Origin of the sequence: Brevundimonas intermedia (assembly GCF_004614235.1) — a bacterium.
GTDB lineage: Bacteria > Pseudomonadota > Alphaproteobacteria > Caulobacterales > Caulobacteraceae > Brevundimonas > Brevundimonas intermedia_A.
This window is the reverse complement of sequence record NZ_SPVH01000002.1, coordinates 656,978-670,311: the sequence shown is the minus strand read 5'-3', so window position 1 is coordinate 670,311 and position 13,334 is coordinate 656,978. Positions and strand designations below refer to the sequence as shown.

Genomic DNA, 13,334 nt, shown 5'->3' with positions numbered 1-13,334 from the left:
GGAGGGGCTCTGGCCGCACGACAGGCGCCTGTGATGTGGCAAAAGCCCCTCCACCCCTTCGGGGTCCCCCTCCCCATTGCATGGGGAGGAGAAGGCGAGTGAAAGTCGCCTCGGTCCTCATTCCCCTGCCGGTGCCCGAAGCCTTTGATTATGAGGTTCCCGAGGCGCTGACCCTGGCGCGTGGTGATCAGGTCGCGGTGCCGCTGGGGCCGCGGCTGATGCGGGGCATCGTCTCGGAGGTGTTCGAGACGACCGGATCGAACCGGCGGCTGAAGGCGGTGGACAGTCTGCTGGACGATCCGGCCCTGCCGTCGCGCGTCGTGGATTTCGTCGAATGGGCCGGGCGCTGGACCCTGTCCCCACCCGGCGAGATGGCGGCGACCGCGCTGAAGGGCCTGCGGGCACCGCGTCCCCGGCCGGAACGCCGGGTGCGGCGGGTGGGCGAGCGGGCGCCGTCGCGGGCCACGCCGGCGAGGACGGGCGTGCTGGAGGCCTTGGGCGAGCGGTCCATGGCGGGCGCCGATCTGGCGCGCGCAGCGGGCGTGTCGTCGGGCGTGATCAAGGGTTTGATCGACGAAGGCGTGCTGGAGATCATCGAGATCGCGGCCGAGGCGGCGTTCGACCGACCCGATCCCGACCATGCGCCCGCCTCGCTGAACGGCGATCAGGCGGCGGCGGCGACGGCCCTGGCGGCCGGGGTGACGGGCGGCGGTTTTCGTCCCTTCCTGCTGGACGGAGTGACGGGGTCGGGCAAGACCGAGGCCTATCTGGAGGCGATCGCGCGGGTGCTGCGGGCCGATCCGGCGGCGCAGATCCTGATCCTGCTGCCCGAGATCGCCCTGACCCAGGCCCTGATCGAGCGGATCACGGCCCGGTTCGGCGCGGCGCCGGCCGAATGGCATTCCGGCGTCGCGCCGCCGCGCCGTCGCCAGGTGTGGGAGGCGGTGGTCGCCGGGCGCTGCAATATCGTGGTGGGGGCGCGGTCGGCCCTGTTCCTGCCCTTCGTGAACTTGCGCCTTATCGTGGTGGACGAGGAGCACGACGGCTCGTTCAAGCAGGAGGAGGGGCTGGTCTATCACGGTCGCGACCTGGCGGTGGCGCGCGCGCGGATCGAGGGGGCGGCGGTGGTCCTGGCCTCGGCGACGCCGTCGCTGGAGACGCTGTGGAACGCCCAGAGCGGGCGCTACGACTGGCTGAAGCTGGGCGCGCGGCACGGGACGGCGGTCCTGCCGGACATCGCCCTGCTGGACCTGCGTCAGAATACGCCCGATCCCCAGACCTGGCTGTCGCAGCCTCTGCGGCTGGCCATCGGCGAGACCCTGTTGCGGGGCGAGCAGACTCTGCTGTTCTTGAACCGGAGGGGGTATGCGCCGGTCGTCCTGTGCCGGGCCTGCGGGCATCGGCTGACGGCGCCGGACACGGACAGCTGGCTGGTCGAGCATCGCTATACCGGGCGTCTGGTCTGTCACCTGACCGGCTTTTCCATGGCGCGACCCAAGCTGTGCCCGTCGTGCGGGGCCGAGGATTCGCTGGTCTCGGTCGGGCCGGGGGTGGAGCGGGTCGAGGAGGAGGTGCGTCAGCTCTTCCCCGAGGCGCGGACGGCGGTGTTCAGCTCTGACACCGCGCCCGACGCCAGGTCGGCGCGCGCCCTGATCCAGCGGATGACGGACGGCGAGATCGACATCCTTGTCGCCACCCAGGCCGCCGCCAAGGGCCACAACTTCCCGCGCCTGACGCTGGTGGGGGTGGTGGACGCGGACCTGGGGCTACGCGGCGGAGACCTGCGCGCGGCCGAGCGGACCTATCAGCTGCTGGCCCAGGCGACGGGACGGGCGGGGCGGGCCGATCGGCCGGGACGGGCCATCTTGCAGACCTGGACGCCAGAGCATCCGGTGCTAATGGCGCTGGCGGCGGGCGACCGGGACGCCTTCGTCGAGGCGGAGATGGCCGAGCGCGAGGCGGCGTCCCTGCCGCCCTATGGCCGGTTGGCGGCGATCATCCTGTCCAGCGAGAATGCGGCTGCGGTGGAGAAGACGGCCAACGATCTGGCCCAGGCCATTCCCAACGCCGAACGGCTGGAGGTCTATGGCCCCGCCGACGCGCCGCTTGCCCTGGTGCGGGGACGACGGCGCAAGCGGCTGCTGGTGCGGGCGGACCGGGACGTGAACATCCAGGCTTTCCTGCGGGCCTGGCTGGCGCGTGTGAAGGTGCCGGCCTCGGTCCGCCTGACGGTGGACGTGGACCCCTATTCTTTCTTGTAAGCGCTTAGACCGCCATCACCGTGCCCAGCAGCACGCGGGCGCCGGGCCGGCCCAGGGTGGCGTTGGTCGCCGCCTGAAGCTCGGACGACAACTGATCGATATTGGGCACGGCGCCGGGGCGGATGCCGTTGGCGAAGCGCTGGGCGGCGGTGTTGTAGGCGGCGCGCAGGCGCGGCGCCGACTGCTGGGCGCGGGTGCGAAGGGCGGCGTCGGGCACGTCCACCCCCGTCTCGATGGTCAGGACCCCGCGACGGCCGCTGGCCTGGATGATCGAGGCGGTGATGACCGGCAGGCGGAAATAGGTGTCGGCGGACGGCGCGGCGCCGCCGCTCGACGCGCGGGCAGAGGTCGAGGCGGCGGCCGTCGCGACGACGGCGAGACCGAGAAGGGCGCGGCGTTCCATGAGATCGACCCTAGTCCCGACGGCTTAAGAAACCCTCACGCCGCGCGGCGCTGCGGGGAGCGGCCGTCATCGATCGAGGCCTCGAACCGGAAGCCCGCGATCTGACGCGCCAGGGTCTCGGCTTCTCCGGCCAGTTGGCGGCTGGCGGCGGTGGCCTGTTCGGTCATGGCGGCGTTCTGCTGGGTGATCTCGTCCAATTGGACCAGGGCCTGGCGAACCTCGGACAGTCGGTCGGCCTGATGTCGCGAGGCCGAGGCCATGTCGCCGGCGAGGTCGTCCACCGCCGCGACCCGTTCGCCGATCCGGTCCAGCGCCTGACCCGCACGTTCGACCAGGTCCACACCCCGCGCGACCTGGGCGGCCGAGGTGGCGATCAGGGTGCGGATCTCGCCGGAGGCTTCGGCGGAGCGTTGGGCCAGGGCGCGGACTTCGGAGGCGACGACGGCGAAGCCGCGACCGGCCTCGCCTGCACGGGCCGCCTCGACCCCCGCGTTCAGGGCCAGCAGATTGGTCTGGAAGGCGATCTCGTCGATCAGGGAGGTGAAGCGGGCGATCTCGACCGACGACTCCTGAATGGCGGTCATGGCTTGGGTCGTCTCGCCGACCACGGCGCCCCCGTTCTCGACGTCGCGGCGCACGGCGGCGACGGCCTGGGCCGTGTTCTGCGCGCCCTTGGCGGTCTGTTCGACGCCGGCGGCGATCTCTTCGGTGGTGGCTGCGGTGCGCTCCAGCCCGGCGGCCTGGCGTTCGGTGCGGTTGGCCAGGTCGTCTGACGCGCTGGCCAGTTCGTCCGAGCCGGTCCGCACCGCCTCGGCGCTCTCGGCGATGGCGCCGAAGGCGCTCCGCAGGCTGGCGGCGGCGCTGTTGAAGTCGTCCTTCAGCGTGCGATATTCCTGGGGAAATTCGGTCTGGATGGCGATGCTGAGGTCGCCGCTCGCCAGGGTTTTCAGGGCCTGTCCCAAGGCCGCCACCACTTCGGCCTGACGCGCGTCGGCCTCGGCCTTGGCCGCGGCGGCGTTGTCCCGTTCTTGCTGAAGCGCGTCCAAATAGATCGAGAGGGCCAGGTCCATGTCCAGCAGGGCGCGCTGGGTCAATTCGGCAAGGCCCTCGCCGGTTTCGCGGTCGTGGGCGGCGCCGGCGAACCGTTTGCGGGGCCGCGTCGCCACGGCCTTCATCACCTCGGCCAGCAGCACGCCGTAGCCCCCGATATACCAGCGCGGCTCCAGGCCGATGCGGGCGTGGGTCTGACCGATGACGGTGACGGCGCGAGCATAGTCGGCGTCTGCGCGTCCTTCCACGATCGCATCCCAGTGGTCCACCTGGGCGGACTTGGCGCGGCCGATATGGGTCTCGTCACGAAAGAAGCGCCGGGTCTCGGGCGTGGCGCGGATGCGGTCGTAGAAGGCGTCGAGGGCGGCAGGCACGGCGTGGCGAATGGCGCCCTGGATCGCCTTGTAGGCGGACGACGGGCTGGACAGGCCGGCGAAGGCCGTCCGCTGCTGGATCGACGTCTCTGACATGCACGCAAGCCTCTTACTGATTGCCGGACGCCCCCGTCACGGTATTGTCCCCATAATCTGTGTGGGTTTTCGAGACGTTAACGCCATCGCGTATCCAGATCGCATAAGGATATCTTTATGTGTTTGTTGATAGTTGGCGTTCGCCGGGCTATGAGGCCCCAAACCTTCCTGCGGCTCGGAGCCCTGACATGACCGACTACATCGTTCGCGACATCACCCTGGCCGACTGGGGCAACAAGGAAATCGAGATCGCCGAAACCGAAATGCCGGGCCTGATGGCTCTGCGCGAGGAGTTCGGCGAGCAGCAGATCCTGAAGGGCGCCCGCATCGCCGGCAGCCTGCACATGACCATCCAGACGGCGGTCCTGATCCAGACGCTGGAAGCGCTGGGCGCCGAAGTGCGCTGGGCCTCGTGCAACATCTTCTCGACCCAGGACCACGCCGCCGCCGCCATCGCCGCGGCCGGCACGCCGGTCTTCGCCACCAAGGGCGAGACGCTGGAAGAATACTGGGACTACGCCCATAAGATCTTCGAATGGGCCGACGGCGGCTATCCGAACCTGATCCTGGACGACGGCGGCGACGCGACCCTGCTGACCGTGCTGGGCCCCAAGGCCGAGAAGGACATCTCGGTCCTGGCCAATCCGCAGAACGAGGAAGAAGAAGCCCTGTTCAAGGTGATGAAACGCTACATCGCTGAGAAGCCCGGCTTCTATTCGGCCATCCGCGACGCCATCGGCGGCGTGTCGGAAGAGACGACGACGGGCGTTCACCGCCTGTATCAGATGGCCGAAAAGGGCGAGCTGCCCTTCCCCGCCATCAACGTCAACGACAGCGTCACCAAGTCCAAGTTCGACAACCTGTACGGCTGCCGTGAATCGCTGGTCGACGCCATCCGTCGCGGCACCGACGTCATGCTGTCGGGCAAGGTCGCGGTGGTCTGCGGCTATGGCGATGTGGGCAAGGGCTCGGCCGCGTCGCTGCGCCAGGGCGGCGCCCGCGTGATCGTGACCGAGATCGACCCGATCTGCGCCCTGCAGGCCGCGATGGAAGGCTATGAGGTCCAGACGCTGGACGACACCGCCGGCCGCGCCGACATCTATGTGACGACGACCGGCAACAAGGACGTCATCACCGTCGATCACATGCGGCAGATGAAGAACAACGCCATCGTCTGCAACATCGGTCATTTCGACTCGGAGATTCAGGTCGCCGGCCTGAAGAACTTCAAGTGGGACGAGATCAAGCCGCAGGTCCACCACGTCGAGTTCCCGGACGGCAAGAAGATCATCCTTCTGTCGGAAGGCCGTCTGGTGAACCTGGGCAATGCGACGGGTCACCCCTCGTTCGTGATGTCGGCGTCCTTCACCAACCAGACCCTAGCCCAGATCGAGCTGTGGACCAACGCCAAGGCCTACGACAACAAGGTCTATACCCTGCCCAAACACCTGGACGAGAAGGTCGCCATGCTGCACCTGGCCAAGCTGGGCGCCAAGCTGACCGTCCTGACCAAGGACCAGGCCGAATACATCAACGTGCCGGTCGAAGGCCCGTTCAAGACGGATCACTATCGTTACTAAGACCCTCGAAACGAGGGGCCTGTCATGACGAGGGCGTCGGTCGACGTCCTCGTCGTGGGGGCAGGCGCGGCCGGGATGATGGCCGCGATCGAAGCGGGACGACGCGGACGCCGGGTTCTGGTCGTCGATCACGCCGACCGGCCGGGCGAGAAGATCCGCATCTCGGGCGGCGGACGCTGCAACTTCACCAATCTGGGCTGCGGGCCGGCGAACTTCCTGGGCGAGAATCCCCGGTTCGCGACCTCGGCCCTGCGCCGTTACACCCAGCACGACTTCGTCAAACGCATCGACAAGGCCGGGATCGCCTGGCACGAAAAGACGCTGGGCCAGCTGTTCTGCGACGACAGCGCCAAGCAGATCGTCCGTATGCTGACGGACGACATGGCGTCGGCGGGCGCAGCCCTGAACATGAAGACCGGCGTGGAGCGGATCGCGCGCTCGGGCGACGGCTGGTCGGCGACCCTGTCGGACGGATCGCTGGTCGCGGCGGCGTCCCTGGTCGTGGCGACGGGCGGCAAGTCGATTCCCAAGATGGGGGCTACCGGCTGGGCCTATGACGTCGCGCGCCAGTTCGACATTCGCGTCACCGAGACGCGGCCGGCCCTGGTGCCGCTGACGTTCGAGGCGGGGCTGCTGGAGACGCTGGTTCCGCTGGCGGGGGTGGCGGTGGACGCCTCGGTCGCCTCGGCGCCCGAAGGGGCGAAAGCGCGCAAGGCCAGCTTCAAGGAAGCGATGCTGTTCACCCATCGCGGCCTGAGCGGACCGGCCATTCTTCAGATCAGCTCCTACTGGCGCGAGGGCGAGGCGGTGGTGGCCAGTATGGCGCCCGGCCGCGACGTGTTCGAGGAGTTGAAGGCTGCCAAGGCGACGAACGGGCGTCAGGCCGTGCATACGGCGCTGGGCCATATCGTACCGCGTCGCCTGGCCGAAAGCCTGTGCGTGCGCGAGGGCGCGTCGGGCAATCTGGCGGACCTGTCGGACAAGGTGCTGAGGCGGCTGGATCAGGCGGTGAACGCCTGGGGCGTCAAGCCGGTCGGGTCGGAGGGGTATCGCACCGCCGAGGTGACCCTGGGCGGGATCGATACGGCCGCGCTGGATCAGCAGACGATGCAGGCCAAGGCCGTTCCCGGCCTGTATTTCGTCGGCGAGGCGGTGGACGTGACCGGCTGGCTGGGCGGCTATAATTTCCAGTGGGCGTGGTCGTCGGGCTGGGCGGCCGGGCAGGTCTGCTAGGTTTTTCAGGGTGCAATCTGTGCACTTTGGCCGGCCGGGGCGACCTAAAAAACAGCGTCTAATTCGTCTAATGTGTCTAGTTCGGCGCTCGATCTGGCGAGGCGCGCGACGATGTCAAAGACCTGGGTCTCCAGTTTAACCGGGTTTGGCCCCATGACAGGCGGATGGTCGCTGGTCGGTTTCAAGGCACGGAAAAGCTGCGCATTTTCGTCGGCAGATAGGATGGAAGGGCGTCGAAAGCACCCTGCGGCCCCGCGACGCATGGCGGCGAGGCAGGGCGGCGCCTAGCTTGAAGGAGCGGAACGGGCCCCTCTGGCGTTGTTGCGGTCTGGCGTTCCCCCTTCCTTGCGCCGGGCTGTACGACGCGATGTCGGACCGCACGGGTGCGTCGATGCGGTGGGGCTTTCTCCCCTCCTGGCCTGTCGTATCGACCACCCGATCCTGATCCTTCGACCGGAGCCCGAAATGCCTCTTCTGATGTGTCCCAACGACAATGCCGCCATGCAGACGCTGGAGCGCAACGGCGTCCAGTTCGACATGTGCCCCGACTGTCGAGGTGTCTGGCTGGATCGCGGCGAGCTGGAAAAACTGATGGCCGCCGCCGTCGAGGAAGGCCGCGCCTCTGCGCCGGTCGCGCCCGCGCCCCAGGCTTATGCCCCGCCGCCTCAACCGCAGCAATACGCCCAACCTCATCCTCAACCCCAGCCGTGGGGTGGTGCGGCGCCGCAGCCCTATCGCGACGACCGCGGCTACAAGAGCGACAAATACCGTGACGGCCGTCATGGCGACGACGACTATCGCTACAAGAAAAAGAAGCGCGACAGCATCTTCGACATCTTCGACTGAGGGGTTTGGTTTGGATCAGGCGGCGAGACCCGCCGCCTGCATCAGGCTCTTCAGGGCGGCGACGCTTTCGGGCGCGGCCGACAGGGCGGTGCGGACGTCGGGGGCGCGCAGCAGCTTGATGGCCTCCGACCGGGCGCGGTCGGCTGCCGGGCCTAATGGCCCGGCCTCGCCTGTCGCCAGTTTCAGCAGGGCCGCCAGCTTCTGAGGCGCCGAGACCTGGGCGCGGACGATCTGGGCGACCAGGTTGGCGTCGGCCTCCAGATTGGTGCCGACCGCGCCGATGGCCTCGGCGATTTGGGTCTGGTCGTGTTCGCCCAGATGGGCGGCACGGACCGCGCGTTGCAGGCGCGCCAGGGTCGCCAGTTTCTGAGAGGCGCTGGGGCCGCCGGGCACGGCCTGACGCATCTCGGTCTCGAAACGCAGCGAACTGATACAGGCGCTGAGCCAGCGGGCGGCGGCGCGCTTGTTGGCCCCGCCGGTCACGTTCTCGCACAGCCGGGTCAGTTGCTCGGCCTCGGCCAGGACGGTGGGGCAGGGGTTGACGTAGGCGCCGACGAAGTCCGCCGTGACCAGGCTCTTGGAGCGTTCGACGAAGGCGGTCTGAACCTCTTCCAGCGTCAGCAGACGACCGGCCGAGGCGGTCAAGGCCATGGCCAGCAGCCGCAGGATGTCGATCTCGCCTACCGGATCGGCGGGACGAAGCCGGCGCGAGCTGGTCAGTTCGCGCGTCACCAGACGCGCCAGGGACGCGGCCAGAAGCGGAAACTCGCCGGCCGCCAGATGCACGCCCAGGCGCGCGGCCGGGCCGTCCACATCGGGCATCATCAAGGCCAGGCGCGGGTCCATGCGCAACAGGCTGTCCATCTCGGCCGGCGCCACCATCCGCACGATGGCCGCCAGATTGGCGCCCTGATCCAGAGACGGGCCGAGGATTTCGGTCAGGTTGGTGCGCACCGCCAGCATCTCGGCGACGATCTGTTCGACCACCACCACGACCAGGGCGCGCGGCGGGCCGTCGGCCGGGGCGGCGTCCATCAGGTCCATCAGCGCGCCCAGCCGCTCGCGTGCGCCGCGTCTGTCCTTCAGGGCGCCGGCGATGACGCCGCCCATGCTGAAGGCGCGATCCGATGAACCGGCCAGACGGTGGGCCAGGTCAGCGATGGAGCGGCCTTCCAGAGCGGGGAAATGCCCGTCGCGGCCGGCCTTGCGCAGGCGCGCCATGCCTTGTTCGACCAGCTTTTGATAATGGCGCACGACGCCGTGCACATCCTGGCCCGTGGCCTGGCTCTCGGGGACGGCGACCTTCTGGATGGCGTGCTGAAGTTCGACGCCCGAGGCTTCCAGCCGTTCGGCGACGTCCGGGCGGTGCAACAGTTCGAAGGCGGTGACGCCCTCGCGCTTCAGCCAGTCCTCCAGCACCCGGCCGATCAGGGCGCGGGCGTGGGGGGAATAGAGCTCGGCCGGGCCGCTGCAGGCCGGGCGGATCGCCGGGTCGGCGACCTTCTTCTTTTTCTCTTCCGGCGCACCTAGGGTCAGGATGGTCAGGGAGCTGAACTCCATCGTGTCGGGGTCCAGCGTCTCCTTGGTGACGCGCGAGGCGATGGCGAGGCGGTCGTTCAGCTGGTCTTCGGCGGTCTCGATGGCGTGTTTGCGGTCTTCGGTGGCGATCAGCAGGGTCCACGCGGACGGCGCGCTCTTGCGGACATAGACTTCGTAATGGATCGGACCAGCCATGGCGCCACCCTGACGCGCAAGGCTTTAAGGCGAGGTTTGCAGAGGCGAATTTGGCGGCGCGTTGAAATGGGCGGGCCGACGAACCATCTTGGGCGTTCGCGCGCTGTTGGAGATTGTGGATCGAATTCCCTTCTGCCCGCCGGGCTCCAGCCCTAATGTGACCGTGATCGAACGGTTACGCTTGTTGCGCGTTGTCGTTCGCGAGAACGCAAGTTCAGGAGAAGACAGACTTGGCCAACATCACCCTGATCGATGACGACGAGAACATCGTGGCGTCCGTGTCGCTGGCGCTGGAAAGCCATGGCCACAAGATCACCGCCTATCACGACGGCGCATCGGGCCTGGCCGCGCTGGAATCGTCGCCGCCCGATCTGGCGATCCTGGACGTGAAGATGCCGCGCATGGACGGGATGGAGGTGCTGCGTCGCCTGCGCCAGACCTCGCAGATTCCGGTCATCATGCTGACGTCCAAGGACGAGGAGATCGACGAGATCCTCGGCTTCAACCTGGGCGCCGACGACTATATGCACAAACCGTTCAGCCAACGGCTGCTGATCGAACGGGTCAAGGCGCTGCTGCGCCGCACCGGCGCCGACGGCGGTGAGCCGGAAACGGCGGCCGAGGTTTCGGGCCGGGCGATCAAGCGCGGCAAGCTGTCGATGGACCCGGCGCGTCACGAGTCCACCTGGGAAGGACGGCCGGTCAAGCTGACGGTGACCGAGTTCCTGCTGCTGCAGGCCCTGGCCCAGCGTCCCGGATTCGTGAAGAGCCGCGACAACCTTATGGACGCCGCCTACGACGATCAGGTCTATGTCGACGACCGCACCATCGACAGCCACGTGAAGCGGATGCGCAAGAAGTTCCGCGCCGTGGACAATGAGTTCGACGCGATCGAGACCCTGTATGGCGTCGGCTACCGCTACCGCGAAAGCTGATCTTCCGGGCGGGCGAGAGCCCGACGAGGAGCCTGTGCGCCGGCCGTTGTTCCGCTTCGGCGGATCGCGGCTGGGCGGCTTCATCCTGGCCCTCAATCTGCTCAGCCTGCTGATCCTGTTTGGCGGGGCCCTGGCCCTGAACGAATGGCGTCAGGGGCTGATCGAGGCGCGCCAGGAATCGCTGAGCGTCCAGGCCGAACTGCTGGCCAACGTGCTGCGCGAGGAGGGCGTGACGCGGGGCGAGCCGACGCCCGAGCTGGACCCGATCCGCGCCTCGCTGTGGCTGACCGACCGGTTCATTCCGGCGGGGCAGCGGGTCCGGCTTTACGACATCAACGGCCTGTTGCTGGTGGACAGCTATCAGGTCACCGAGGCCATCGGCGGACGGCCCTTGCCCGACGCCAACCCGGCCGGCGCGCCGACGCCCGACAGCGCGGCGGCGAGCATCGTGTCCGAACGTCGCGTCGCCCGCGCCGACAGCGAACTGGCCGCCGAGGTCACGGCCGCGCTGGAAGGCACGCCCCAGGCGACCTTGCGCCGCAACGAATCCGGCGACCGGGTCGTGTCCGTCTCCATTCCCGTGCGCCATGTGCGCCAGGTGCTGGGCGTGCTGACGGTCGAATCCGGCGACGTGGACGAGATCCTGAGCGCCCAGCGGCGCGCCCTGGTGCCGTTCGCCCTGGTGGCGCTGGGCGTCAATCTGCTGGCCTCGCTGCTGCTGCATCTGTTCGTGGCGCGGCCCATCATGCGGCTGTCGGCGGCGGCGGATCAGGTCAAGCTGCAACGCGCGCGCGCCATCTCCCTGCCGGACCTTGAGGATCGCAAGGACGAGATCGGTGACCTGGCGCGGTCGCTGGAATCCATGACCGACACGCTGTCGACGCGGATGGACGCCATCGAACGGTTCGCGGCCGACGTGTCGCACGAGATCAAGAACCCCCTGACCTCGATCCGTTCGGCGCTGGAGACCCTGCCGCTGGTCAAGACCGACGCACACCGCGAGAAGCTGACGGCCCTGTTGCAGCAGGATGTGCGGCGGCTGGACCGGCTGATCACCGACATTTCGAATGCGTCGCGGCTGGATGCAGAGCTGTCGCGGGACCGGCCGCGTCCGGTGGACGTGAACCGGCTGCTTGCCGACATCGTCGGCATCTATGAGACGACGGCCAAGCCCGGCGACATCCCGGTGACGTTCTCGGCGCCCGAGCAGGCGCTGCGGGTCATGGGGCGCGACGGGCCGCTGGGGCAGGTGTTCCGCAACCTGATCGACAACGCCCGCTCGTTCAGCCCGGCCGGCGGCGTGGTCAAGGTGACGCTGGAAGAGACGACCGACGACCTGCCGATCCGGGTCCGGGTCGAGGACCACGGGCCGGGCATCCCGGCCGAGAACCTGGAAACGGTGTTCGAGCGTTTCTACACTTCGCGGCCCAAGGGGGCGGCGTTCGGGTCGAACTCGGGCCTGGGCCTGTCCATCGTGCGTCAGATCGCCGAGGCGCACGGCGGCCGCGTCCATGCCGAGAACAAAACCGAAGGCGGCGCCCGGTTCGAGATCGTCTTCCCGGCGGTCGGCCGCAGGGCATGAGGATGGAGCCGCCCGTCCACGCCACCACCGTCGCCATTCGCAGGCGCGGCGCGTGGCAGGGGGTGATGATCCTGGGGCCGTCGGGCGTGGGCAAGAGCGACCTGGCGCTGCGGTTGATCGCACGGGGCTGGCGGCTGGTCAGCGACGACTACACCCAGGTCTGGACCTCGGGCGGGGCGGTTCATGCCTCGGCGCCCGCCTCGATCGCGGGTCGGATCGAGGTTCGCGGGGTCGGAATCGTGTCCGCCGCGACACGCCGCATGGCCCGAGTGGTGCTGGCCGTCGCCTGCGTGCCGGAGGCCGTCGAACGCCTTCCAGAGCCGCAGACACGGCGTTTCGCGGGGGTGGACCTGCCCCTCTTGGCGCTGGACCCCAGACCCGCCTCGGCCGTCGATGTGGTCGCAGTCGCGCTGGACGCTTTGAAACCCCGAAAGACGGGTCTATGACACGCCCCTTGCGGTCCAAAGAGGGCGGCGTCCGGCCTCCCTTGCCGGGCGGGGGAATGCCTGGGACGGTTCAGGGCGGGATGCGAGTGAAGTCCTCATGATCGGTCTGGTGATCGTCACCCACGGCGGGCTGGCGTCCGAATTTCTCTCCGCCATGGAGCATGTGGTCGGGCCGCAGCGCGGCGTCGCGGCCATCTGCATCGGGCCGGAAGACGACATGGAGCGTCGGCGTCGCGACATCGTGGACGCGGCGGCGGCCGTGGACGACGGCGACGGCGTCATCCTGCTGACCGACATGTTCGGCGGCACCCCCTCGAACCTGGCGATTTCGGTGATGGAACAGACCCACGCCGAGGTGATCGCGGGGTTGAACCTGCCCATGCTGATCAAGCTGGCCAGCGTGCGGGGTCGCGAGACGCTGGAGTCGTGCGTGGCCCATGCGCAGGACGCCGGCCGCAAATACATCTCCGTCGCGTCCTGGGTGCTCGCGGGCGAAAAATGACCGTCACCGCGACCCTGAACATCTGCAACACCCGGGGCCTGCACGCCCGCGCCTCGGCCAAGTTCGTCAAACTGGCCTCCAGCTTCGAAAGCGAGATCCACGTCACCCGCGACGGCGTGACGGTGGACGCCCGCTCGATCATGGGCCTGCTGATGCTGGGCGCCGGCATCGGCTGCAGCATCGACGTCTCCGCCGAAGGGCCGGACGCCGAAGAGGCGATGGAAGCCCTGACCGACCTCGTCGCCAGGAAGTTCGACGAGGATCAGTAGATCAGGATCGTCAGGCTCGGGCT

The 13,334-nt window shown here is 68.5% G+C and carries 12 protein-coding genes; 9 read left to right on the top strand and 3 right to left on the bottom strand.

What is annotated here, in order from left to right:
• The first annotated feature begins 80 nt into the window (after window positions 1–80).
• Complete coding sequence (locus tag EGY25_RS05110; protein WP_245159347.1) at window positions 81–2,261, top strand: primosomal protein N'; 2,181 nt, start codon at window positions 81–83, stop codon at window positions 2,259–2,261.
• 4 nt (window positions 2,262–2,265) lie between these two features.
• Here the strand turns inward: EGY25_RS05110 and EGY25_RS05105 are convergent, their stop codons facing one another.
• Window positions 2,266–2,664 carry a Tat pathway signal protein gene (locus tag EGY25_RS05105; protein WP_135193955.1) on the bottom strand — a complete coding sequence of 133 codons (399 nt, stop codon included), beginning with the start codon at window positions 2,662–2,664 and terminating at the stop codon, window positions 2,266–2,268.
• Between the two features lie 35 nt (window positions 2,665–2,699).
• Window positions 2,700–4,184 (bottom strand): methyl-accepting chemotaxis protein, encoded by a 1,485-nt coding sequence (locus EGY25_RS05100; protein ID WP_135193954.1) that lies wholly within the window; start codon window positions 4,182–4,184, stop codon window positions 2,700–2,702.
• A 188-nt stretch (window positions 4,185–4,372) separates the two neighbouring features.
• On the opposite strand from EGY25_RS05100, the gene ahcY reads away from it, so the two are divergent.
• From ahcY to EGY25_RS05085, 3 genes are all read left to right on the top strand, one after another.
• Window positions 4,373–5,764: an adenosylhomocysteinase gene (gene ahcY / locus EGY25_RS05095; RefSeq protein ID WP_135193953.1), complete on the top strand. Its 1,392-nt coding sequence runs from the start codon at window positions 4,373–4,375 to the stop codon at window positions 5,762–5,764.
• Window positions 5,765–5,788: 24 nt separating this feature from the next.
• Window positions 5,789–6,997, top strand: coding sequence for an NAD(P)/FAD-dependent oxidoreductase (locus EGY25_RS05090; protein WP_135193952.1), 1,209 nt, complete (start codon window positions 5,789–5,791; stop codon window positions 6,995–6,997).
• A 465-nt stretch (window positions 6,998–7,462) separates the two neighbouring features.
• Window positions 7,463–7,843 (top strand): zf-TFIIB domain-containing protein, encoded by a 381-nt coding sequence (locus EGY25_RS05085; RefSeq protein ID WP_135193951.1) that lies wholly within the window; start codon window positions 7,463–7,465, stop codon window positions 7,841–7,843.
• 15 nt (window positions 7,844–7,858) lie between these two features.
• Here EGY25_RS05085 and EGY25_RS05080 read toward each other — a convergent pair whose 3' ends face one another.
• Entirely contained in the window at window positions 7,859–9,577 is a 1,719-nt protein-coding gene (locus tag EGY25_RS05080; protein ID WP_135193950.1) for a hypothetical protein, read from the bottom strand.
• Between the two features lie 230 nt (window positions 9,578–9,807).
• On the opposite strand from EGY25_RS05080, the gene EGY25_RS05075 reads away from it, so the two are divergent.
• The 5 genes from EGY25_RS05075 to EGY25_RS05055 all read left to right on the top strand — a co-directional run bounded on the left by EGY25_RS05075 (window position 9,808) and on the right by EGY25_RS05055 (window position 13,311).
• Entirely contained in the window at window positions 9,808–10,512 is a 705-nt protein-coding gene (locus tag EGY25_RS05075) for a response regulator transcription factor (RefSeq protein ID WP_135193949.1), read from the top strand.
• Complete coding sequence (locus EGY25_RS05070; protein ID WP_135193948.1) at window positions 10,481–12,094, top strand: ATP-binding protein; 1,614 nt, start codon at window positions 10,481–10,483, stop codon at window positions 12,092–12,094. Before EGY25_RS05075 ends, EGY25_RS05070 begins: the two co-directional genes overlap by 32 nt.
• Before the next feature lie 2 nt (window positions 12,095–12,096).
• Window positions 12,097–12,540: an HPr kinase/phosphorylase gene (locus EGY25_RS05065; protein ID WP_348521830.1), complete on the top strand. Its 444-nt coding sequence runs from the start codon at window positions 12,097–12,099 to the stop codon at window positions 12,538–12,540.
• A gap of 97 nt (window positions 12,541–12,637) precedes the next feature.
• Complete coding sequence (locus EGY25_RS05060; protein ID WP_135193946.1) at window positions 12,638–13,042, top strand: PTS sugar transporter subunit IIA; 405 nt, start codon at window positions 12,638–12,640, stop codon at window positions 13,040–13,042.
• Complete coding sequence (locus EGY25_RS05055; RefSeq protein WP_017506134.1) at window positions 13,039–13,311, top strand: HPr family phosphocarrier protein; 273 nt, start codon at window positions 13,039–13,041, stop codon at window positions 13,309–13,311. Before EGY25_RS05060 ends, EGY25_RS05055 begins: the two co-directional genes overlap by 4 nt.
• Window positions 13,312–13,334: the final 23 nt, after the last annotated feature.

What these genes read in the sequence shown, in the direction of transcription:
- EGY25_RS05080 (WP_135193950.1), bottom strand. Translation starts at nt 9,577, where the DNA reads ATGGCTGGTCCGATCCATTACGAAGTCTATGTCCGCAAGAGCGCGCCG.
- EGY25_RS05055 (WP_017506134.1), top strand. Translation starts at nt 13,039, where the DNA reads ATGACCGTCACCGCGACCCTGAACATCTGCAACACCCGGGGCCTGCAC.
- EGY25_RS05060 (WP_135193946.1), top strand. Translation starts at nt 12,638, where the DNA reads ATGATCGGTCTGGTGATCGTCACCCACGGCGGGCTGGCGTCCGAATTT.
- EGY25_RS05085 (WP_135193951.1), top strand. Translation starts at nt 7,463, where the DNA reads ATGCCTCTTCTGATGTGTCCCAACGACAATGCCGCCATGCAGACGCTG.
- EGY25_RS05070 (WP_135193948.1), top strand. Translation starts at nt 10,481, where the DNA reads ATGGCGTCGGCTACCGCTACCGCGAAAGCTGATCTTCCGGGCGGGCGA.
- EGY25_RS05065 (WP_348521830.1), top strand. Translation starts at nt 12,097, where the DNA reads ATGGAGCCGCCCGTCCACGCCACCACCGTCGCCATTCGCAGGCGCGGC.
- EGY25_RS05110 (WP_245159347.1), top strand. Translation starts at nt 81, where the DNA reads ATGGGGAGGAGAAGGCGAGTGAAAGTCGCCTCGGTCCTCATTCCCCTG.
- EGY25_RS05105 (WP_135193955.1), bottom strand. Translation starts at nt 2,664, where the DNA reads ATGGAACGCCGCGCCCTTCTCGGTCTCGCCGTCGTCGCGACGGCCGCC.
- ahcY (WP_135193953.1), top strand. Translation starts at nt 4,373, where the DNA reads ATGACCGACTACATCGTTCGCGACATCACCCTGGCCGACTGGGGCAAC.
- EGY25_RS05100 (WP_135193954.1), bottom strand. Translation starts at nt 4,184, where the DNA reads ATGTCAGAGACGTCGATCCAGCAGCGGACGGCCTTCGCCGGCCTGTCC.
- EGY25_RS05090 (WP_135193952.1), top strand. Translation starts at nt 5,789, where the DNA reads ATGACGAGGGCGTCGGTCGACGTCCTCGTCGTGGGGGCAGGCGCGGCC.